Source organism: Halomicrobium katesii DSM 19301, assembly GCF_000379085.1.
Lineage (GTDB): Archaea > Halobacteriota > Halobacteria > Halobacteriales > Haloarculaceae > Halomicrobium > Halomicrobium katesii.
This window is the reverse complement of the sequence record NZ_KB905378.1, coordinates 2,759,816-2,782,195: the sequence shown is the minus strand read 5'-3', so window position 1 is coordinate 2,782,195 and position 22,380 is coordinate 2,759,816. Positions and strand designations below refer to the sequence as shown.

Below are 22,380 nucleotides of genomic sequence, written 5' to 3'. Positions count from 1 at the left end.
GTTAGAATACCTAAACCGCGAGACAGAACCTAGTTACAACCTTATGAGAGATAGTAGAGACACCCCGTCGTCGAAGTGTTCTAAGTAGATGGAATCTGTTGGAAACTATCAATACCTGGTCATGACCGTCGACGATATTCCCTGGATTTCGTCATTCCTAGTTCCTGTTTCGGTGTTTCAGACAGCAGTTTGAGCAGCCTCGAATCCGTAGGAAATATGCGGACTGCGTATGGGCCTCGCCTCTGTCTGGGGCTCAACTGAACGAAACCCGAGAATCAACATGAAATTACGGGCCAGCTCATTCAACTCTATCTCGGTGAATGCCGAGTGTTACAAGCCCCACCTGTTACCGGCTCAGGGCATGTCGTAGACTAAGAAATAGGAATGGTTTTTACGAGCATGAATCTGGTTCTTCATCCCGACAACAGTCGGCCGTTCTTTTCTGACCTGAATAAACAAATCACGAGTGTAGAAGTCCAATTCCCGTTCGTAGTAGTTTGTAACCTGGATGTGCGCGAGTTCCTGCGTGTTAGAACTCACCTCGTCCATTATCTTGATAATTAGCACGCCATCGTCACGCAGCACCCGCTTTGCTTCCTTTCCCCCCTCAAAGTAGGTGTGCAAGACAGCGCTGTGATACGTTCCTGCACCTTCGTATTCTCTCGCACCGCTATAGGTATCCCTGAATGACTTGTGTGAGCCGTGTCCCGCCATGTGGTCCTTGTTGCGGCGGTAGAAGCCTTCAGCGTACGGTGGATCGAGAATCATACAGTCCAGACTATTACCCTGCAGTGGAAGCGCACGACAATCGGCAACCATAGAGAGATCGTCCGTCTTCGCCGTGATATCGGACGTAACAAGCCTCATATCCCTTTCTTCGAGATCGATATCCTGCCAGAAGACGCCAGTACCGTGTGTAACATCCGCAATGCGTGCGCCGTCCTCAACGTGTAAATCGAGAATACGAGGGAAGAGCTCGCTACTATCGGCTCTATAGGCAGATAGGGTTAGCTCGTCATCCACTTCGCCGTTCGTCATCTATTTAGATGTCGCTCACGGTGAATACTTTTAACTTTTTATCGGGCGCCATCTGTGGCACTTCACCGGCGAACTCGCTAATAGTCCCCGTCCACGGAGCCTGGTCGGCCTCCTCTTGTGCAATACTGTACATCCGTTTCCAAACCCGAGCCGCCTCATACTGATCGGAATCAGAAGGCACGAAATCGATGAGAGAACGAGGAACGACCAATACGAGTTTCTTCCGCATACGGCTCATCGCTACGTTCAGGCGATTCGGGCTCAGAATGAAATCCGCCTCACGACGCACATAGTCAGGGTCCGAAACCGTGCCAGACACCACAATCATATCGCGCTCTCCACCTTGGAACCGTTCAACGGTGTCTACGTCCGCGTTATCGTAGTTTCGGAGGGCTCCGCGCAGACGGCCACGCTGCGCGTTGTGCGGAGTCACTACCCCTACGTCTTCATCCGGGTCAACCGTTTGAACGAGTGAGTCTACTATCCCAACTTCGTACGGATTGCTTTGCTGGGAGTCGCGCTCATCGTGGACGATGAGGACGAGCGGGTACTTCGGGTTCATCACTCGCCTGACGCCACCCCGTTCTGCCGAGCGTACGTTCAGGGTGTACTCTCGGCCCGAACGGTAATCTATGCGATCCTGGACATAAATCAAGCGCCGGAGGAATTCAGCGACAACACGATGGCATCGATACGTTACTGCGAGCTTGTCGATAGGGATGTCCTGGAATGATGGAACCTTGACCTCTTCGGGCGATTCATCCATTCCAAACCCGTCCTGATAGCTGAACAGGCGGAAGAAGTCCATTGAACTCAGATGAGGTGCAACTTCCTCAACGATACGGCGGTCTTCACGGTCCCAGTCGTGGGTTTGAACAGGTGGCATCTGGCGTTGGTCCCCAGATATCAACACTTGTGCGTTTGGTTCAGTCGACGCCCCTGGGATGAGCATGTCCGGGGTCGGAACCATCGACGCCTCGTCGATTGCCAAGAGGTCGAAACAACTCTCAGTGCCGCTGTCCCACACTTCGTCGACGAATTTGTATCCGCCAGAGGTAGTTGCGAAGACTAACACACCGTTCGCAGCACCGGTGAATGCGCCGAGGCTAGTCTGGGTCGTCAGATCTTGCCGTATTTGGTTGAGATCGTCCGTATGGTAGTTAACGAAGTCCGTTTCGCGGTAGAGATCTTCGTCAACGTCAATATCCCGCCCGAGTGCGCGGATGAGGCGCAGATTGTCGAGTGAACTCGACATATCTGTGTCGTCGGCATGCTGATTCCAGTAATGGAGGCTTTCGTCGACTTCTTGCAGTGCAGCATTTACCGCCCTGTTCGAGGGTGCAACGAGCATCCCACGCATCCGGTTTTGCGACTCAAGGAGCGCGTACGCTCGGGCAAGCAACGCGTACGATAATGTCATTGTCTTTCCAGTTCCGGGCGGTCCCTGTAATACCGCAATGCGGTCCTTATACCGCCGAATGAACTGTTTCTGCTCGTCGTTCGGCGTGTACAATTCACTCTCTTCGAGCCAGGCGAGGAACTCCTCAGCAGTTTCTCGCGGGAAGAGATTGAGACTACTCATATTCGCCCTCCAGAAGTCCGGCCACAGTCTGATAGAATGGTCCTGGATTGTCCTCCAAGTGGTCGAAAACAGAGGTGCCGTGTTCGGCCGTCCAGTCATCTGTCTGAGGGTCGAGAATGAACTTATCTCCCACCCCGAAGTAGACATCGTAGTTGCTGTCACGGGCTTCAGCTGGGTCCGAGGTCCATGTGCGGTGGTTCCGGATGTAGTCAAAGTCAGCGTCGGGATTGTTCCCAACAAAGAAGCCGTTGTGGAAATCGCTTAGATGGAGTTCTATCTCCCTGTCGGGGATGTTAATGTCAGCTACTTCAACCGGGACTCCGCGCTCTATCTGGCGCGGACTCTCAAGTTCATTCCGGTGGATGCCGTCATCGTAATCCCATTCGACAGCGTTTGCCACCCGACGAGACCCAGATGTAGTTCCCTCAGATCCTTTCAGTCGGCACGAGTTCGCAACACGGTTTTCATTAGCAAATTCTCGACCGTCGTAGACCAGACTCCCGTGTACGATTTGATCGTCACCCCGCGTTTCAGTCCGCTCAACCTTCACAATCGCTGACTTCCCAGTCCTAACACGCTCACGGGGTGATTTTGCGTAGTGCCGAAGGGAGTCCTGACGGTCTGAGAAGTGTTCAAGGTCGACGTAGTCCTGGGATGCTTGCTGGAGAGTCGACTGTCCCAAATCGAAGTTCGGAATATCGGGGAGTGAAATCGGTGACTTCCCCATGAACGGGTTGTGGTAGTATGAGAGACTGTGCTCAAGATGTTCGAGCGCTTGGCAGACCTTCTCGCCTAATAGACCGATATCCTCTGGTGTGATACGAGTCTCACGTTCTTGGGCATCATGCCATTTATAAGCGTGAATTTCCCACTCCTGTCGGTCCGAGTTCGCCCAATTAGTGTCGAGTTTTCCGAGCGCGGCCCAGATGTACTCTAAGGGCAGTTGGTCGTCGAAACGGGCGCGAGCCGGATACCAGCCGTCCTCGTCGTCAACATGCGGGTCGATCACCATCTCCCCGTCTTCGTCCCGCCGGTACGTTACGCGGTAGTTGAAGAAATTCCTGTTGAAGACACTCCACAGGTTGACCTCGGTGTTGTCCTCGCGCTCGACGGTCCACTGGTCCGTCTCGAAGTACGGGATTTCGTCGCCGCACCCACAGCGACAGTCATCGTTATATGCTTGGTCCAAAATTGGGAGCAAGCCGGTGGACGTGTACTGCAGGGAGAAGCGGTCTTGGAGTTCGTCCTGCAGGATCGAAACCATTGGCTGGTCGATAGCCTGACGTAGACCGAGTAGGTCGCGGATCGCACCGAAACTCTCGGCATCCCACTCCCCAATGTGTCGTTTCACACCATCTACTAATGCATCTCGCTCCATCCGAGAGAAGAAATACAAATGAATTGTAGCCTCCTGATCCCCGCTTGATATGGCGTCGACTGCCTGGAACAGTTGCTCGAAGAAATCAGCCAACAACTCTCCCTCCACCTGTATTTGTTCTTCAGTGTCGTCTGGGAGGCTGTCAGTGACCGCTGAAAATGATAGTGAGTTGATGGGTGAGTTCGTGCGTGCGACTCGCCCCGCAAGCATGGCGATATTGTCGCGCATGTAGTCCTCACGGACATAGATATAGCAGCGAATCAGCTCCTCGCCTTGATAGTTCATATATTGTTGCTGGCCGGGTGTAGGGTCGTCCTCCGGGAGAGTTCCTTTTCCTGACCCCTGTAATGGCCGTATCCAGGGCTGCGTAGCGGCTTCTGGGTGTTTGTCTTCCCGGCTGTCGTCGATAATACCGCCGAGGACGGCCTGTGCCCGCTGCACGATCTCGTCAAGACTGTCCCCAATCACTGGTTCGTCCAACAAGTCTTGGACCTTCTCCTCGTCCCGTGACGTCAGCTCCCGGTAGTTGTCGGGCTGAGGGCTGTCAGGCACCTCTTTAAGACGAGCAAGTTGCGTGATGTTCTCAATGTCGTGGTTGTTGAGCACCCGTTGCTCACCTTCGGTGAGTCCAAGTAGAGCAAGGTTCCGGGATTCGATAGCGTGGCTGAAGCAGTTCTCGCTATAGAGGCAATAGTTGCATTTGCCGCTCAGGCGGTAGTTAACGGAGTCCTCACTAGCAATTTGGTCCGCTTTACCGTCCTCTCGGAGCATCCGACGAACGTCCCCTTCAACGACACTGAGGTCGGGGACAGCGGGGAACGATTCAGGGTCGTCTCCATGGAACTCATCGGACTCGCGGTGGACGATTCCAGCATCGATATTCGGGTTGAATCCACTGACTTGGAGGTGTCGCCGAAGCAAGAGGCTGTAAATGGCTGCCTGGATCTGATGATACGGCTGGTCCTCGGTTGAGGACTTAATCTCCAGGATGTATGTGTTGAGCTGGCCGTCCTCAGGCCAGAATGCGATGAGGTCGGCTTGGCCCTTGATTGGCCACGCATCGATACGGCCCCAGAGAGATGGTTGATAGACCAGCGTCGGGCCCTCTCTGCCCATCGCATTCTCTGCTATATCGGCGATATTCTGCTGTACTACTGGAAGAACGTCCGAAAACTCGTTTGGGAGATTCCACTCCTCTCGGTCTTCTGCATTGATGAACGCTGCAGCTTCTTCTCGTAAGCCATCAAGAACGTCTTCCTCGAATTGATTCCCGGCCTCTGAGAGGAACACGCCTAATTCCTCCTCTGCACCGTCGTCTGGACCCATCGATTGCTTGAGGTAGCGCGGGCATTCCTCGAACCCCACCCAGAGACCAATATTAGAAGCGTTAATCGGCTCTCGTTCAGCCATAGGGAGTTGTTTCAGACGATTGTAACTTAAAACCTCGTTACGAACCGAACATAATAATAGACGACTAGAGGTGAACGACTTAGGGCAGGCGATCGTGATATATCTACCAACTGGTAATGACTCGGGCAAGACTTCGAGGTTACATTCAGTACAGATGTTCCGTTCTATTCGCCACTCTATCTTGGCAAGAACAGGGCCTTGTTTAGACGCAGTACAAATCGGCTCTTGCGGCGTATGCTCCGCGAACAGATCGACACGATGAGGCACTCAGGACAGGTTTTAGATCAACCGCAACGGCCCGTGACTCGCCGGTTGAGGAGCGTCTAAACACGGCCCAAGAACAGTAAATGTGATTGAGCCAGAGCAGGTCAGTAAGACTTGCGGGCGTTAAGGCGTCTTGTTGGGTGTAGTCTCGTTTCAAACCCAGCAAACGTTGAGAATCCCGATTTAGAATCTGTCGTCTAGCTACAACTAACTTAGGTACAATTGCCCCGCCAGTCCGGCCCCTTGTCCTCAAGTTCTCCGTGGTAGGTACACAGACAGCTTTCAACATCAAATATCGCATCTGTGTGTGACAGTCCAAGTTCGTCCTCGGCAAAGTTAACAAACTCGTCGAGGAGTGACTGTCCAGCTCCAGATTGGACCGAAGCCTCATCACTAACCTCGTTTGCCAGCGTCCGTTCCAACGTCGCTTGGGGACCATTTCGATCAACGTGTGCTACGTGGAGTTCATCCGGAGTAATCGTGGTTCGATTGTTGACCCGGACCGCAACATCAAGAAAGTCGAACGCTGAGAGACCACCGAACGTCTTGACATTAGTAAATGTTGACATTGCTCGGTCGAACGGATCAGGTGTGGCTTCCAATCGCTCAAAGATCTCACGCATTGATCCAACCGATTCCCCTGCTACCGTGAGTTCTGACAAGGAGTTCAATGCGTATTCCGGGTGGGCTCCGTTGGCGTGACGGTGGGAGTGTCCGCCATATCCCTCGACCTGAACGGGGTCAAGATCAGCTGCAGTGATGCGGTCAAAGTCGTCTGGTAGATTTAGTGAATCCAGGCTGCTCCCAACAAGCTGTCGGCCAGCAGAGACCTGCCATCCACCGGCGATAGCAGTAAAGGTCAATAGTAGGCCACGACCAGATGCTGGGTCAATCTCCTCATCGGCCAGAGCATCTCGGCAGTTCTGTTGGAACGTAAACTCAAAGAGTGAGTCTTCTGCACCTGTGCTTGCAAGTCGGTTGCGCATGTACTGCTTGATGTCGTCAGCCGTGTAGTCATCGTCAGCCGTGTAGTCATCCGATGCCATATCCGCATATGTAGAAAACCGCACAACAAAAGTGCTATTTTTCTATGGTCTTTCGAGTTGGCGTACTGTACAACAATTCCGTAGTTACGAGGGTGTCATAGAAGTCTTCACACACTATGGTCGAGATTGTGATTATTATAGAGCGTTACTAGCTTAGAAAGCCGTGCACTTAGTGCACGGTGCGTTGAAATGTTTAGAGTATCCCTTTTCGTTTCCGAATTATGATTTCTCTCACTCGTTCAGCGTGATTTGACTCGGATTGAACGAACGCTGTGAGGATGGCCTCGACGATCTCGGAGCGGCTGGCTCCGAGATCGTCACACTCAGCAACTAATTCGTCCACTTCTTGTACGATCTCTTCGTCAACAGCAACGCCGAATTTCTCTTTGCCCATATCTATAACCCACTAAAAATGGCGTGCACCAAGTGTACAGCGTTTTGAGGAAGTCAACGAAACCATGAGAACCGTTCTATGACACCCTCTAGTTACTGTTAGTGTAAGACCTGATGAATGGTAGTATTCAGAGGAGTTCCGAGTCGGATAGTTTCCGGCCGACAACGATGATTGAACGAAATCGACGAGTCTGCCGAAGAAACCTGAGAACTGAGTACGACTTCGTTCCTCTATGAACCTTTATTAGTTGACAGCCGGTTCTTTTTGTCGTGTCATTTCCTCGGGCCAAGCCGATTGACGACCTCTACGAGGAAGTTGCCGGGTACGACCTCGTTGTCGTCCCAGACGCGCCGCTGGCCAGCGCGTTGAACCGTCGCCTCGACCGGCCACATCTCGGTTCGTTCGCGATAACTCCCCGCCGTCTCGCAGCAGGACGGCGAGAAGAAGCCGAGGATCGAATCGCCTTTCTCAAACTCGTCGAGGAGACCGACCTCAACTGGAAGCGTGGCGTCTATGCTATCGGGAACATCCTCCAGTGCTGGGAACACCACGGACACCTCGACGCAATTCTCGACTACGACGCCTACGTGGACGACGCCACGCGTCAGGCGGTCGAGTACATCGCCGACCTCGATACGACGTCGAGTCAACTCACCGAGTATCGCATCGACGACGACCAGGACGTCGCGGTCGTCGGCTACGACCAGTTGACTCAACTGGAACGCTCGATCCTCCCCGACGAGTACGATACGTACGACACGTTCGACGACCAGGAGTTCGACCGGCCGCCGTTCCATATTTTTGACTCTTCGACAGCCATTGTCGACACCGTCGTCGATGCCGTCACACAGGAGAACGCCGACGACGTCGCCATGGTACTCGACCAGGGAAGCGAGTTTTCGGCGCTCATCGAGTCGGCACTAGAAGCGGCCGACATCCCGTTCTACGGTGGTCCCGGATTCATCGACGATCCAGACCACCGGACGTTCGTCCAGCTGCTTCGAGCTGCACACGGGGGCACCAACACTCGCGTCGGCGAGATACGGCCGCTCCTCGCACGCCTAGACATCTCGATCGACGTCGAACACGACGAGAAGCGCCTCTACGAACTCGACGAACCCGAACTCGACTGGGTCGTCGATTTCTGCGAGCGCATTTCGAGCCGTACGTTCAGCGAGGCGCTCAGCCGGTTCGAGGACCGCACCAGCTGCCAGCTCGATGCGTTCCGTGACGAGCTCGAGACGCTCGGCATCGCTGACACGCTCGCGACCGAATCTGCTGTCGATCAGCTCGCGTTCTATCTCCAGAGCTACGAGGTCCCTGTCGATCGCGAGAACGAGGGCGTGCTATTGGCTGATGCGAAGTCAGCTGCCTACGTCGACCGTTCGGTCGTCTTCTACCTGGGCCTGGATGAGGACTGGACTCATTCAGCCCCGCGACGGCCGTGGGTCGACCGTGACGCCCAGTACACCCGCAATATCCAGCAGTTCCAGCTCCTCCTCCAGAGTGGGGCCACCCAATACTACCTCGTCCAGGACGCGAAAGGCGGGTCGCCGGTGACACCGTGTCTCTACTTCGAGGAACTGCTCGACGAGGAGTTCGAGCGCTTCAGCGACCTCACCTCGCAGACCCATACCCGACAGTTCGACCGAACCGGCGAGGGTTTCGAGAAGGTATCTGTCGATGCCACCACCACCGAGGTCTCGACGATCAGCCAGTCCAGCCTGGGTACCTACGTCAACTCGCCGCGCGACCATTTCTTCGGCCGACTCGTCGACAGCCCGGACAAGGACTACTTCCGGGAGGGGAACCTCTTCCATGACTTCGCCGAGTTCTACGTCAACCATCCTGACTTCGTTGATGAGGACGTCCTCGACGATATTGTCGAGTACGTTCTCGACGAGACGCGGCCGTTCGTCCGGTCGGTCGACGAGGCAACGCGTCGCACGAAGTATCGCGCAGGCCTGGAGACCATCGTTGCGTTCTTCGAGGAAAACAGGCCGGTCGACGGCGAGTTCCTCACCGCCACGAGCGACTGGCGCACCAACGTCTTCGCTGAACTCTTCGACCGACCTGCCGACTCGCCACTCACCGAACGGTGGTTCGAGAACAACGACCTCGGTCTCAAGGGCAAGATCGACTTGGTTCACTCGCCGTCGCGACTTGTCGACCACAAGAGCGGGAGTCGAAAGAGCGCGTCCCAGATCGTCGAGAACTCGGCGCTCGACCCGCCCAGCGATTCACCGAACTTCCAGGCGCTGCTGTACCTCACACACTGGCGCTCCCAGTACCCCGACCAGGAACTCGAGTTCACGTTCTTCCACTTCTTGGAGACGCTCGATGACGTCGTCGCCGGCGAGGCTGACCTCGACGACACGCTGACGACTGTCTCGTACTATCCAGTCACGTTCGAGGAGTACGCTCGTTCTGAGGCGTTCTTCGACGAACTGGTCGCGGATGGCTCGAACAAGTGCCAGAAGACGCTCTCCCAGGTCGAGTACGAGGACTATGCCAACGTGTTCGCCGAAACTGACCTGCCGGACACGACCGACAGCGACGAACTCATCGACTCGGAATTCGGGCGGGCATTGACTGCGCGGATGAAAGAGTGCGTAGGCGACTACAAATACGTCGAGCAGGGCTGTAAGCAAGCGATGCGGCAACTGACACGCGTTCGGGGGCAGATCTTCTTCGAGGACGATCTCGACGCGTTCGAGGCGTTTGTCGATGACCGCCTGGACGAACTGAACCGCCGGCGCGCCGGCGAGGAACGCTTCCCGATTGAGGGACCCGGCGGCGAACCGAACTACCGCTACGTGGACAACCGTGATCTGCTCCTAGAGGAGGACCAATGACTGACCTCGAACCGAACGACCAGCAGCAGGAACTCATTGACAGCACCGACGGCCTCCACCTCGTCGACGCCGGCGCCGGGACGGGGAAGACGTTCACCGTGACACGCCGCCACGCAAACATCGTCTCCCAACCCGACGTCGAACCGGACGACGTCCTACTGGTGACGTTCACGAACAACGCGGCAGCCGAGATGAAGGAACGTATCGTCGGGAACTGCCACTACGGGATGCGCGAGCTGGCTGATGCCCCAATTCAGACGTTCCACTCGCTGTGCCACGATGTCCTCGAAGAGCACGGCCACGCTGCGCCAACGCACCTCGGCATCGACGATCGCATCACAGGCTCGACGCGTATCATCGAAGACGAACTCGTTGAGGAGGCACTGTTCGGCGAATTCATCGATCGGTTCAGCGATGATCATCCCGAATACGACGATTTCTTCCGTGCACTCTCCGAGCCGACCGGGTTACTCGACCTCGTCAACCAGCTGGCGGCCAAAGGCGTATTCCCGGACGCTGAGGGGTGGTACCGTGACGGCGAGCGACATCTCGACGGGGATTTCGCGGCGTTCAAACGGCAGTTCGACGAGCTGAACGAACCGCGCAACGGCGGGAGTAAGCAGTCAGTTCTGCGGTCGAAACTCGGTCGCTACGGCCGGAGCAAGTGCTACCTTCCGGACGCACCAGAGAAGTCGGACATCAGGGGTAGCGGCAAGCAAGTCCCAGACGAGCTCGCACGGCGTGTCTTCGAGGAGGATCGTGAGGAGCTGAAGCAGTTCGTTCACGACGTCTATCACGAGTATCTCGAGTTCGCGCTCCGGCGGAACTACCTGAACTTCGGGATGCTCCAGCTGTTCGCGTATGTCCTCCTCTGTGAGAACCACGAGTTGCGCGACGAGGTTGCCTTCGAGTATGTGATGATCGACGAGTTCCAGGACTCCAGCGAAATTCAGTTCAAACTCGCACTCCTGCTCGCGGGCACGAACAACATCTGCGTCGTCGGCGACTGGAAGCAGAGCATCTACAGCTTCCAGTACGCCGACGTCGACAACATCGTCGAGTTCGAGGATCGGCTGGACCGGTTCGTCGGACAACTGAACACCGATCACGAGCGAGTCTCGTTCCCGACTACGCCAGTCACCACCATCGAACTTGTCGAGAACTACCGCTCCACCCAAGAGATACTCGGCTTCTCAGAGCACGGCCTGCGGGTTCCGGCGGCGAACCGCGACGACGTCGACATCGCTGCGGTGGACGACCGCATTGTCTCACTCGAGTCGAACGCTGACCACGAGAACACCACCATCGAGGCCATCCAGAGCGACGAGGAGCAGGAAGCCGTACTGGCAAAAATCCAGGAGATTGTCGGGAACGATGACTACCGCGTTGAAGACGAGGACGGCAACCCGCGGCCGCCGAAGTACGGCGACATCGCGGTGATGACGCGGACTCGTGATTTCGGCCGTGAGTTGCTCGGGACCGCCGAAGAGTACGGCCTCCCGATGGCATACGAGGGCGGGATCGAGCTCTTCCGGACTGACCAAGCGAAGCTCCTGCTCGCCTGGCTACGCATTCTCGAAGACGACATCGACCGGGGCTGGGCGGTCGTCCTCGAGCGAGCGGGCTACACGCTTGACGAGGTGGACGCCATCCTCGAGCGTAGGGTGTATCCCGAGAACATGGTGGCGTTCCGCGAGGAGCTTCGCGAGCTGGAGACGCTCGGCGGCGTCGCACAGCGAGTGTTCGCTCGCTACGGCTACGACGGCCCAACCGCTGACGTCGTCCTGCACACGCTCCAGTCAGTTCACAACGCCACGACGCAGACGCGCGGCGACCTCATCCGGTTCATCGAACGGGCTATTGAATCGGGGAGTACCCACGAGGTCCACGCCAGTGCTGGGACAAACTCGGTGACGGTCCAGACGATTCACGCCACAAAGGGCCTCGAGTACCCCATCGTTATCCTCGCGAACATGAACAGTGGTCGGTTCCCGCCTGGTGGTGGTGGCGGTGGCGTGATCACCTACGACGACCCTGTTGGCCTACGGCAGCGGAAAGTATATTCTGAGGAAGCACACGGGCTACCCCATATCTACGACAACTGGCAGGCTGACGTCCTTGGGAAGTGTCTCCCCCATAATTACGACGAGGAGCGGCGCCTCCTCTACGTCGCCATCACACGAGCCGAGAGTCACGTCGTCTTCACTGCTGGCGAGGACCCGAACACCTTCATTGAGGAACTCCCAGTCGACGTCGAGTCGGTCACGTCCGAATTGGCCGAGATAGATCGAGAAGAAACTGAGCAGACCACACTACAGGTCGAAATGCCCGTCCAAGAGGGCCCGAAAGGACACACACCGCACACGCTCATGCGCGACGATGTCTTCGAAGACGTTGAGGGCGGTCGTGGGACTGAGTTCGGGACTCAGGTGCACGACTTCGCCGAGGCGTATGCGCTTGGTGAGAACGTGGAGCCACGGAATGACGACGAAGAGAATGTTATGCAGTTCATCGACGATCTTGACGGAGAGTTGCTAGTTGAGGAAGACGCATATCTGCCGCTCACGGTCGACAGCGAACGTGTTACGATTTCGGGAATCGTCGATCTCGTGCACGTGACGTCTGACCACGTGGAAATTATTGACTACAAGACCGACCGTGGTCGCCACGGCGAAGGTGAGTATCGAAAGCAGTTAAGCGTCTACTACCACGTTGCTCGCGAGGTCTATCCCGATCACAAGATTACAGCCAGCATCTTCTACACGGAATCCGGGGTTCGTCAAGATGTCGAGCAACTCTCTATTGATGAAATACAGCGTCTCGTTACAGAAGCTGAGACGCCAACACAAACGACCAAACAGAATGCAGACCGGTAACGGGCTATCAAAAGTCGAATCTGGTAGAAGGCAGTAGTTAAGATCAAAAGGCGAAGGTCTCATCATATCGGCCGAAATCTCCTTCCATCTGATCTTGCTGAAGACACCGCTATCGAGGTGCTTGGGGCTGTTTCCGGGATTAGGACCCGCACTGATTGACGTTCATAATTAGTCACTGTCCCTTGGGCCGGAGTGGGCCGGGGAACTCGCCCGCTGGCTCCGTTTCGAAGACCGTCCGATAGGTTTGTTCGAACACCTCTGCCTCTCACTCCATAAATTCTAACTCGAAGCAGTCGCTATCACGGATGAAGCGGGCGATTTCTGCTATAGACCAGCTGAAAATCGTCCAGCCTCATCCTTCAATTCTAATCTGAACACTACCTTTCTACCCACCCAGAAATTTATATGCTTGTGTAGACACCCCTATACGAAATGGGAGCGCCAGCCGTTTCCGAAATCGAAGATTCTGAAATTTACCATGTGCTTGAACAGCGAGATGCAGGCATTCTCTGCCGGGTTTTCAACCACTTTGGTGAACAGAATGAAGATCGGGACCCGACAGAATACAGCTCAGATGGCTGGAGACGCATTGTCGCAGGGAACATCCCGAAAGGAGCACGCGAGTGGTTGGAGACCAGAGACACGCTTAGCCGGGAAAGCATAGACCGTGTACATACCGCAGCTTATCTGAACGAGAATTACGAACCCGATGAGGATCTACGAGATCCGGACTCCTTGTATGAATTAGCTATTTTGATTCATGAATTGGGTCTGAGTGAGTCATTAACTGAGATTATCGTCGCTGCACGCGTTCGGCAGAACGAACTCAAGCGAACGTGGACAATCAACCAATCGCTGAACTTGACGAATTTAGATTCTCGTATTGTGGATTTTCACAAGACGTGGAACAACCGTGAGAAACAATCGAAAGCAGTGCTTGTGAGGCCAGAACTTGCGGGAGAATCTGCGGTATCACTCCATATTTTTAGTGAAAAGGGGGCGGGAGTAACTGAGAGGAACACATTTTCATTCCGGCAGGACGAGAGCAACGACGAAATCCCGACTAATCCTTCACTGACCGAAATTCGATACCGTGAGGTGAAAGACATTCGCTTGTTATTACAGGTTGGTGACGACGGCACGAAAATTATTTTTACAGAAGACTACTCGCTGGGCTGGAATCGAGTATTAGACGTTTTGTTCGACACTATATTCAACGTTGAAAACGTCACGAGTTCTTTAGAACGAGAAGCGGTTGTTGAAGCAGAGGAACTGCACGAGGAAGCGGCCGAGTCGATCTCGACTGATGATGAGCCGATCGAACAAGTGACTGAACTGATTCGTGACCGATCTGAAGAGGCGAAAAAGGCAGTCGAAAATACTGATTATAGTGAGTCCCGAAAAGATGCTATAAAAACGAAACTCGACAACATTGAACTCTCGGGGTCTGAGATTGAAGACGATCCTAATCTAGAAACAGAAGAATTTCGCCTGATTGGTCGAACAAATCTTGACGAAGTTTTCGATAGGGTTGATATTGAAACTAGCTTCCTTCGATTCTTGCAGCGTGCTGACGAAGAAAGTCTTGCGTTAGTAATGAACATTGATGGCCGACACGTAACGGCTCGGACAACGGGGCCACAACCAGTTGACGGTTCCCGACTAGGAAGCGAATCACAAATCGCATTAAAACACTTCTTCGGGTATCCCACATCAATATGAACGAGGATCTTGCAGAGGCGCTGGATACGGCGATTTCTGAAAGTGACGCTGGGCGGTTTGAACTCGGTGAAGTTCCTGCGGAACTTCAGGGAAGCGACTACGTGACTGGTACAGAAAGCCTCCCCAACCGATGTCAGCGTCCTGGCTGTCGAAAGTCCTGTACGCGGAAACGCCGTGAGGACGGCGAAGTTACAATGCAGTGTAGGCGCGAACCAAATCCGCACGAATTTACTGTAGAATCATCTGATTTCACTTTTTACGATCTCAATTTCGACTCAATTTTAGAGGATATTATCTCTCACCTGAACGAGAAAATAAAAAATTATAACAGGAATCTACCACGACAAGTTACGGCCTTTACCGAGTCAGGTCTTCGCGTGGTGTTGCCAGTCGCGCCTAGTGAATTTGACCGTGAGATGATGGAGGTCTACGCGACGGCTTTACAGTTAGAGCAACCAACTCTCTTGATAACGCCAGAAGATCGTTTGGAGGATTTGCTTGACCTCGCGTCTTTACTGTCTACGGGTAGTTTAGTGTACGCTGCTCCAATTAGTGGGCTACATGAGATGACTGACCACCTTCAAACAATGGCGAACACTGCCCGGTCAATTCAGGATATTGAACAGGAATTCATAAGCTCTCGATATGACGAGGATGATGCAGAACTCGTCCATCAGGTGAATATTAACCCCCGATATATCCTCACAGAGTTGAATCATATGCGGCTACTTAGGAAAGCCGGGAAACTTTCTGGAGGGGACCGTTTGGAGACGATCTCAGAGCTCGCCTTCTCACATCTATTTTCAACCTATCCTGGAGAAGGTGGTGAAGACAGTAGTGGACAGAGTTTGCCGGACAATTTGTATTGGATTCCTCAACTCGCTGCGGGTGACCGTCCCGCGTCGATCTTGGGTGTTGTTGATGCGAAATCAGGAAACTATGCAAATTTCGGGAAAGAAGAAGCACGTGGAAAACATAATGAATATTTAGAACGTGCCGAACGTGAGAAGATAGAGGTAGACAGAGTTGCCCACACGTTCTTGATACTAGAATTCAAAGGACAAGCAGAGATTGAGTTCTTCGACAAAATGGATGTATTCTATGACAAAGATACACACTTGGTTATTCTCACCGCCGATGCTCTCGCTATGATTATGTCGGCTTACTTGGCAGCAACAGTCTCGAACGAACTTGAGCTAATACGAGGTGATTTCAGAAGCATTATTTATGCTCTATTCGACCCTGATGAATTCAAGAAGCGGGGCTTAGATAAAGAGATACGCAATGTCGGTCGAGGGGAGGAGGAGTATATAAATCAATACCTGACGCGTCCTCGATTGTTGATAGTCACAAAAGAGGTAGTGAATAGATTACTAACAGATGCGCTCAACTCGTCAAATGAGATAGAAAGCGTGTACGAACGGTACTTCAGCGACATGCCTAACTTCTAGAATCAGACGATACACTTGCTTAGCCTTGTCATCAGCTAACGACTTCTACAGTCTCAGGAACAATAACAAACCGGTAATTAGAGGGGTACAATCGAGTATAGTGAAAATCGATTGTCTGCTGTAGACAATCGAAACACAGTGGACTGGCCGTGTTTAGACGCTCCTCGATCGGCGAGTCACGGACCGTAGCGGTTGTCTAAAATCTGTCCTGAGTGCCTCATTGTGTCGATCTGTTCGCGGAGCATACGCCGCAAGAGCCGATTTGTACTGCGTCTAAACAAGGCCCAGTGGACTTAATCGCTGAGTGATTCCCCGCTCGACGATCTTTCAGGGGTCTTGCTGGGACTATGTTTTCAAACAACGAATTCGGTCCACTGGTCGAATTTGTTCTCAATAGAGAGACTATCTGACTAATTTTCTTTCTCAGTACCGTTTTCAACAATAGTGGCAGTAAAACAACGTTTCTCGTTCCAGCCACACTGTCGACAGTACCGCCTCATCGAAATACTCTCCCCATCGTCCAAGTCAGCAAAGGTAGCCGTGAGCGACCAGTCTTTGTCGTCAGACCAAGTAACTCGGGCTGATTTCTCTTTACAATTAGGACACCATTCTGGATCTTTTTCTTTATTTTGCGGTAGCACGTGAGAAGGTCCGGTAGGTAGATTGGTATTATTTTTGCCAAGTGTTTGCTAGAGGAGGCGTTACTGAGTTCAATTGTCTACGACGGACAATTGAATTACACTATTTATCAATTCTATTTAATACGGCCTTGTTTAGACGCAGTACAAATCGGCTCTTGCGGCGTATGCTCCGCGAACAGATCGACACGATGAGGCACTCAGGACAGGTTTTAGATCAACCGCAACGGCCCGTGACTCGCCGGTTGAGGAGCGTCTAAACACGGCCTTTAATACCTATTTTGAACTATGACCACTCTCAAACCACCGAACAGTTCCACCACATGCCGTGAATTCAAGAAGAACTCTCAACTTTCACTAACTGGCTACTCTATTTGCGGATGACAAATAGTAAAGTAGGTTGACTGATTTTAAGAGAATATGAACACTATCCCTGACGGTGGAGTTACGCAACTGCCGTCGCTCTCTAATCGATTTTCCCACGACGAAGTAAACATGGACTTGACCATGTGTGGTCTTCTCGTTGAGCGAGCCGAAGAGATCGCTCAGATATACAAAGAACACGGGAACTGGAACCAGGTCAAAGAGATATGGTTTGAGGAACGCCGTGCCAACCGCAGCACACGTGGAAGCTCGCAGAAAATCTACCGTGTTCTCTCATCACGCTTCAGAAACGCTCCCGCCAGCCTTCCTAACCCGCGTGACCTGCCTACGGTGTTGGATGCTTGCTCAACGCCGCGAGACCAAGCACAAGTTCTCTACCCGTATCTCGTCGCCGACGACGCGCTCGTCCGCTATGTCATCCACGAATACGTACAGCGAATTTTAGCAGGCACTTCCAACTCTTTCGACTTCTCGAACAAGACGCTTACTTCCGCCCTCAACGGTTTTAAATACGCTGATGGATCCGATTTCGACTATGCTGATTCCACCACAGAACGTTGGTGTGAGGGGTTCCGCTCAGTCATGCGTGAGATTGGCGTGCTTGAGGATCAGCAAGTAGTCGTCGGTAACTCACCATCACTTGGAGAGACACCACTCCTCGTCGCGATAGATTACTCGTACAAAGAAGGTGGGGACGAGTGGTTTGAGTCCCCGATCGGTCTTCAGTATCTGTTCCAGCCGAGCGACCGATGGGACGAACTCTACGACCGGGTGGCTAAAACCGACGCCTGGGAGTTTGTCGAACTCCACGGAAGCCTACAGTTGCGGCCTACTGACGAACCATACGCATGGATCTCAGGAGAGGGTGCTGAGTGATGACTGACCCAACTTGGTTCGAAGACCTGCCTGAAGATTTCGAGGAATCAGTACGTATCGATCGCGAAGACCAGTCAGCAGAGGGTAACCGGCACAGGAGACAGGCAATCGAGTCTTACCACGTTACGGAGGATTCCCAGCGCTTCTTCGAAGACTTCGTCAACCGCCTGCTCGACGAGACAGAGGATATGCGGACAGGGTCGAACTATTGGCTTTACGGCTACTACGGCAGCGGGAAGAGCCACCTGCTGACGGTCCTCGATGGCCTGATGGATACCCAGTGGCTCCGGAGTCGTTACGATGAGGTCTGGACTGATCTCGTTCCGGATACGCCGGCGGAGACCAACCTCAACGAATTACGCGACCGTTGGGAACGCATTCATTCCGACTATCACGTCATACCCGTCTCGGTGAACCTGCTAAAGTACCAAGGACAGAAGCAACGAAGTTTCAGTGAGATCGTTCTTCGACACGCCCACCAGAACCCGATCCTCACGGGTGTCGATGACGATGTCTCCACCGGGCTATCTTCCCAACTCGACGTCGCCTACTTCGAAGACTGGTACCAAACGACCGATGCTTGGTCTGAACGGCAGGACCGAGCATCATCAGTCATCGAGGGAGTAACCCCGAGGTCGGGGCAGTACGAATGGGAGGAAGCAGAACTCTGGACCGACATCCAGAGGTACAGCGGGCTCTCCGACGTAGTCCTTCCAAGTCTGTTCGAGGAAGTGACTGGCACGCCCGATGGCTATACTGACCTCCAGCCCTCGGACATTGACCCCGAAGAAGTCGTGACCCGCCTCGAATCGCTCCGAAAAGCCCGTGAAGAGGAGCTCGAAGAATCGGTTAAGCTCGTTCTCCTGCTGGACGAAGTGAGTCTCTTTATCGGAACCGATTTCGAACGTCTCACTGAGCTTCAGACGCTTGCAGAGAACGTCGACGACATTGGTAATGGTGACATTCAGCTTGTCGCAACCGCGCAGGCGAAAATCGAAGACGTTCAACCGAAATTCGCGGCGCATGGCGCCGATTTCAGTATCGTCAAAGATCGGTTCCCACATCGCTATCAGCTACCGAGCAAGCACGTCGGTGACATCGCCAAACGACGACTCTTCCAGAAATCAGACACCGGGGAAGACGCAGTTCGTGGAATCCTCGATAATGCCAGTGTGAAACCGTCCGAGTCGCTCGTTTACAACGAGATTAAGCAGAATACGAAGCCGCCACTTGATGCGATCGATAAAAAAGAACTTGTCGAGTTCTACCCATTCCTCCCGTATCACGCGCCACTGTTTCTGGAAATTCTATTCAACCTCCGGCGGGAGGCGAACGACCCCGCGAAGTCTATCTTCTCGGGAACTGCACGGGCCATCCTTGCGCTCATGCACGGGTTACTGAAAGATTGGGTCGAGGAAAGCGAGAAAGACCAGATCGTCTCGCTAGTCGACTTCTTCGAGCTGATCGAGCCTGAACTTCGTGAGATCCTCCCACAAGACATGCGGGTGGTCGAGGGTGCAGAGGAGACGACCGGCATCGCAGACGAGGTAGCCGACGAGGAGAGCGAGGTTCAGGAATTCGACCTCGATGTCGCAAAGGCGGTCCTCCTGCTCCAGCACGTCCACGAAATCGTTCCCCTGAACGAGGGGAACATCGCGGTCGCCGTAATGGACGATCTGAACGGCCAATCGTGGATTAGCACGACCAATCGCGTCGAGGAATCACTCGATCGACTACAGAAATTCATCCGGCCGATGCAGGATGAAAGCGGCCCTCGTTATCGGTTCGCGACACAGGAAGAGCGGCTAATCTACAACGAGACCGAAGAAAACGAGGCAGACCCTGACTGGGACCAGATCGTCGAGACGCTGGACGAACACCTCTGGGAGCGTCTCACTCAGGACCTGTCTCTCCCCGAATCAGTCCCGTACAGTGAGGCCGGTGACGAGTACCCGGTTTCGTACCACTTCCAGTTCGATGGGACGGCATTCGAGACAAGTATCGAAGCTGAAGGCGGACTGGATGTTGATGTCGCTATTCAGGGCGTTCGTCCGGACACAGAGCCCGGTCAAACCGATGAGGACACGCTCTACTGGGAGATCGACACGGACGGGCTTCAGGACTTACGAAAGCGTCTGATCGAGTGGTGGGCGCTTCGGGACGCAATTGCGTCACGCGATGCACCACCAGCGGTGGAGCGTGATCTCGAACAGCGTGGGAGCGCCGTGCGGAGTAAGCTGACCAGTGCGATGATGAGCGGGTCATATACTGTGAAAGACCGGACCGATATTGGCGGCCTCTCGAAAGCGGTTCAGGTCGCGGTCGACGTCACGTATCCCGACGACTTCCATCCGATGATGCTCCAGGTGGACGAGAGTCGACTTCGCGAGTTGTGCGAACTCGACAGTGATTCGCCACTCCCAGCGTGGGCGCGAACGATTCAGGTACCCTCGTCGAACCAGAATGGAGGGCAAGGGAAACAGACGATCCAGCGGAACGTCATGTCCCTCACCGGTCGACAACTGAAAGATCGCGACGAGGGGCTCAATATGAATACGGTTCTCGACGGTATCGTCGATAAGAAACCGTTCTATGAAGAGGCTCGGCCGGCACTCTGCGCGATCATCTGGGGCTTCTGTCGGGAAGGGAGGCTACTACCTGTCGACGAGGACGGCAACACGCTGGCCGATGAGGCCGTTCTTGACCTCGACAGCCTCTCGACGACACGACTGAAACTCCTTCCTCGGAAGCCGCTCGGAAAGCTTCTCGAAGAGGGTGGGTTCAAAGAGACGACCGATACAGTTGCAGATGGCCTCATCAACCTCCAGGAAGGCAACCAGCAAATTCGCTCGAAACTCACTGGACTTCGAGAGGACGTCTCCTTGGTCGTCGATACCGACATCCGAACCGAGGAAGTCACTGCGTTACTCGAGATGTTCGTCGACGAACTGTCTGTCCGGATCGACGCTGTGGACGATCGGCTCTCGATCGTTAAATCCCAAGACGACGGTATCGAAGACGTAATCGACGAGACGAATGAGGCACAAGAATGGGTTGAGGAGGTCATCGACGTCTGGAACCGACGTCTTTCGACGCTCCAACAGCTGGACGCAGTGCTGACGATCGGAAACAGCCAGTTCGACTGGGTTGACGAGGATGCCCAATCTTCGATCGAATCTCGATCGTCCGCAGTGTCGTCGTTCGACGGCGAGTGGTGGACGACCGACGGCTGGAGTGCGTTCTTCGGCGAACTGGATCACGACGTCGTTCCCGACCTCGAGCAATCGTGGGAAGCGTTCGTCAATGAGCGTGGTCTCCGCGAACTGGTCAACCGAGTCGAAGAGCATCCTTGGGTACTTCCGGCCACCGACCTTCCAGCAGGCGTCCACATTGCCTTCGAGAGGGAGTACATCACGCCGATGCGCCATCTCCAGCAGTGGTACGGAACGATCGAGGACGCTATCGCGACTCTCTCTCAAGATGCAGACGCAGACGAGATCGTCGAAGCGACCGAGGACGTGGCGCAGTTGGCACCGCTTGCACGAGCCGTCGAATACGACCCGACGAAGCTAGATGCACGTCTCGACCAACTGTCGTCGATCGTCGGTGATCGAACACCCGACGACGTCGACCAGATCGGGGTTGTGCCCGACGATCGGCAGAAACTGGATCGTCGACTGGAGCGACTCGTTGAACATCAAGAGCTTGAGATCGAAGAGACCGATGCGGGGGTGATCATTCGATGAGCCAGGGTAGTTCGTCGCCGTACCGTGACTTCAAAGAGAAGCTGCGTACGTTCGCACAAGGCCAGCACGGGATTCGAAACCCGTTCGTCATCGCGGCTGTCGACCCGTCGGTTGAACACCGAATCGCAGACCGTCTCGAAGCGTGGGCCGGCGGCCGAATGGAGCAACCAGAGATTCCCGACGAGGTTACTGTCCAGCCGATCTGGCTCGACGAACTCCTTCCCCAGACTGACGTGTACAAACTCCTCGTCGACCTCGGTGAGCCGTTGGTCGATCTCGAGGGTGATGCCTCGGCAGGTGAGCGTATTGAGGAGACGATGCAGGACCAGCTCGCCGAAGAGCTCGTCCAACAGATGATCGAACACGAACTCAGCGAAGACCAACTAGAGACCCAGAGTCACGTCGTTCTCCTGCTCAACCTCGGCAGTCTGTATCCGTTTACGCGTGCATCAGAACTGCTCGATGAACTCGACCGCCGGAACGTGAAGTCCACCATCGGCATCCCGTTCCCAGGAGACGTCGTCGGCGGGAAGTTGAGCTTCTTTGGTGGCGAATCGCGACACTACTACCCGGCACACCAGATCGACGGCCAGATTCAAGGGGTGCATCTCCAATGACTATCGGCGATCTCTTCCACAGCGATCCAACTCGACAACTCGAAGAAGTACAGAAGGTCAACGCCCGCGAACGGGCCGAGACCGACGTCAGGGAGTTCTACGA

12 protein-coding genes are annotated in these 22,380 nt (G+C 54.2%); 7 read left to right on the top strand and 5 right to left on the bottom strand.

Going from position 1 to position 22,380, the window contains the following annotated elements; genetic code table 11:
- Positions 1–354 precede the first annotated feature (354 nt).
- The 5 genes from HALKA_RS0114620 to HALKA_RS0114600 all read right to left on the bottom strand — a co-directional run bounded on the left by HALKA_RS0114620 (position 355) and on the right by HALKA_RS0114600 (position 7,112).
- Positions 355–1,038: a DNA modification methylase gene (locus tag HALKA_RS0114620; protein WP_018258695.1), complete on the bottom strand. Its 684-nt coding sequence runs from the start codon at positions 1,036–1,038 to the stop codon at positions 355–357.
- A 4-nt stretch (positions 1,039–1,042) separates the two neighbouring features.
- Positions 1,043–2,620, bottom strand: coding sequence for a DEAD/DEAH box helicase (locus HALKA_RS0114615; RefSeq protein WP_020493632.1), 1,578 nt, complete (start codon positions 2,618–2,620; stop codon positions 1,043–1,045).
- Positions 2,613–5,408 (bottom strand): PD-(D/E)XK nuclease family protein, encoded by a 2,796-nt coding sequence (locus HALKA_RS21075; RefSeq protein WP_020493631.1) that lies wholly within the window; start codon positions 5,406–5,408, stop codon positions 2,613–2,615. Before HALKA_RS21075 ends, HALKA_RS0114615 begins: the two co-directional genes overlap by 8 nt.
- Before the next feature lie 476 nt (positions 5,409–5,884).
- Positions 5,885–6,718 carry a hypothetical protein gene (locus HALKA_RS0114605; protein WP_018258694.1) on the bottom strand — a complete coding sequence of 278 codons (834 nt, stop codon included), beginning with the start codon at positions 6,716–6,718 and terminating at the stop codon, positions 5,885–5,887.
- A gap of 193 nt (positions 6,719–6,911) precedes the next feature.
- Complete coding sequence (locus HALKA_RS0114600; RefSeq protein WP_018256768.1) at positions 6,912–7,112, bottom strand: ribbon-helix-helix domain-containing protein; 201 nt, start codon at positions 7,110–7,112, stop codon at positions 6,912–6,914.
- Between the two features lie 269 nt (positions 7,113–7,381).
- Here HALKA_RS0114600 and HALKA_RS0114595 point away from each other — a divergent pair, with 269 nt between their 5' ends.
- From HALKA_RS0114595 to HALKA_RS0114560, 7 genes are all read left to right on the top strand, one after another.
- Positions 7,382–9,967, top strand: coding sequence for a PD-(D/E)XK nuclease family protein (locus HALKA_RS0114595; protein ID WP_018258693.1), 2,586 nt, complete (start codon positions 7,382–7,384; stop codon positions 9,965–9,967).
- Positions 9,964–12,843: a UvrD-helicase domain-containing protein gene (locus HALKA_RS0114590; protein WP_018258692.1), complete on the top strand. Its 2,880-nt coding sequence runs from the start codon at positions 9,964–9,966 to the stop codon at positions 12,841–12,843. The genes HALKA_RS0114595 and HALKA_RS0114590 overlap by 4 nt, the downstream gene beginning before the upstream one ends.
- A 432-nt stretch (positions 12,844–13,275) precedes the next feature.
- The gene (locus HALKA_RS21070) at positions 13,276–14,565 is read left to right on the top strand and encodes a hypothetical protein (RefSeq protein ID WP_155119413.1); all 1,290 of its coding nucleotides are present in this window, start codon (positions 13,276–13,278) and stop codon (positions 14,563–14,565) included.
- On the top strand, positions 14,562–16,016 hold the full coding sequence (locus HALKA_RS21065; RefSeq protein WP_155119412.1) for a hypothetical protein: 1,455 nt from the start codon (positions 14,562–14,564) through the stop codon (positions 16,014–16,016). Before HALKA_RS21070 ends, HALKA_RS21065 begins: the two co-directional genes overlap by 4 nt.
- Before the next feature lie 1,058 nt (positions 16,017–17,074).
- Positions 17,075–17,914, top strand: coding sequence for a BrxA family protein (locus tag HALKA_RS0114570; RefSeq protein ID WP_026190332.1), 840 nt, complete (start codon positions 17,075–17,077; stop codon positions 17,912–17,914).
- Positions 17,914–21,660 (top strand): hypothetical protein, encoded by a 3,747-nt coding sequence (locus tag HALKA_RS0114565; protein WP_018258688.1) that lies wholly within the window; start codon positions 17,914–17,916, stop codon positions 21,658–21,660. Before HALKA_RS0114570 ends, HALKA_RS0114565 begins: the two co-directional genes overlap by 1 nt.
- On the top strand, positions 21,657–22,277 hold the full coding sequence (locus tag HALKA_RS0114560) for a BREX protein BrxB domain-containing protein (RefSeq protein ID WP_018258687.1): 621 nt from the start codon (positions 21,657–21,659) through the stop codon (positions 22,275–22,277). Before HALKA_RS0114565 ends, HALKA_RS0114560 begins: the two co-directional genes overlap by 4 nt.
- Positions 22,278–22,380: the final 103 nt, after the last annotated feature.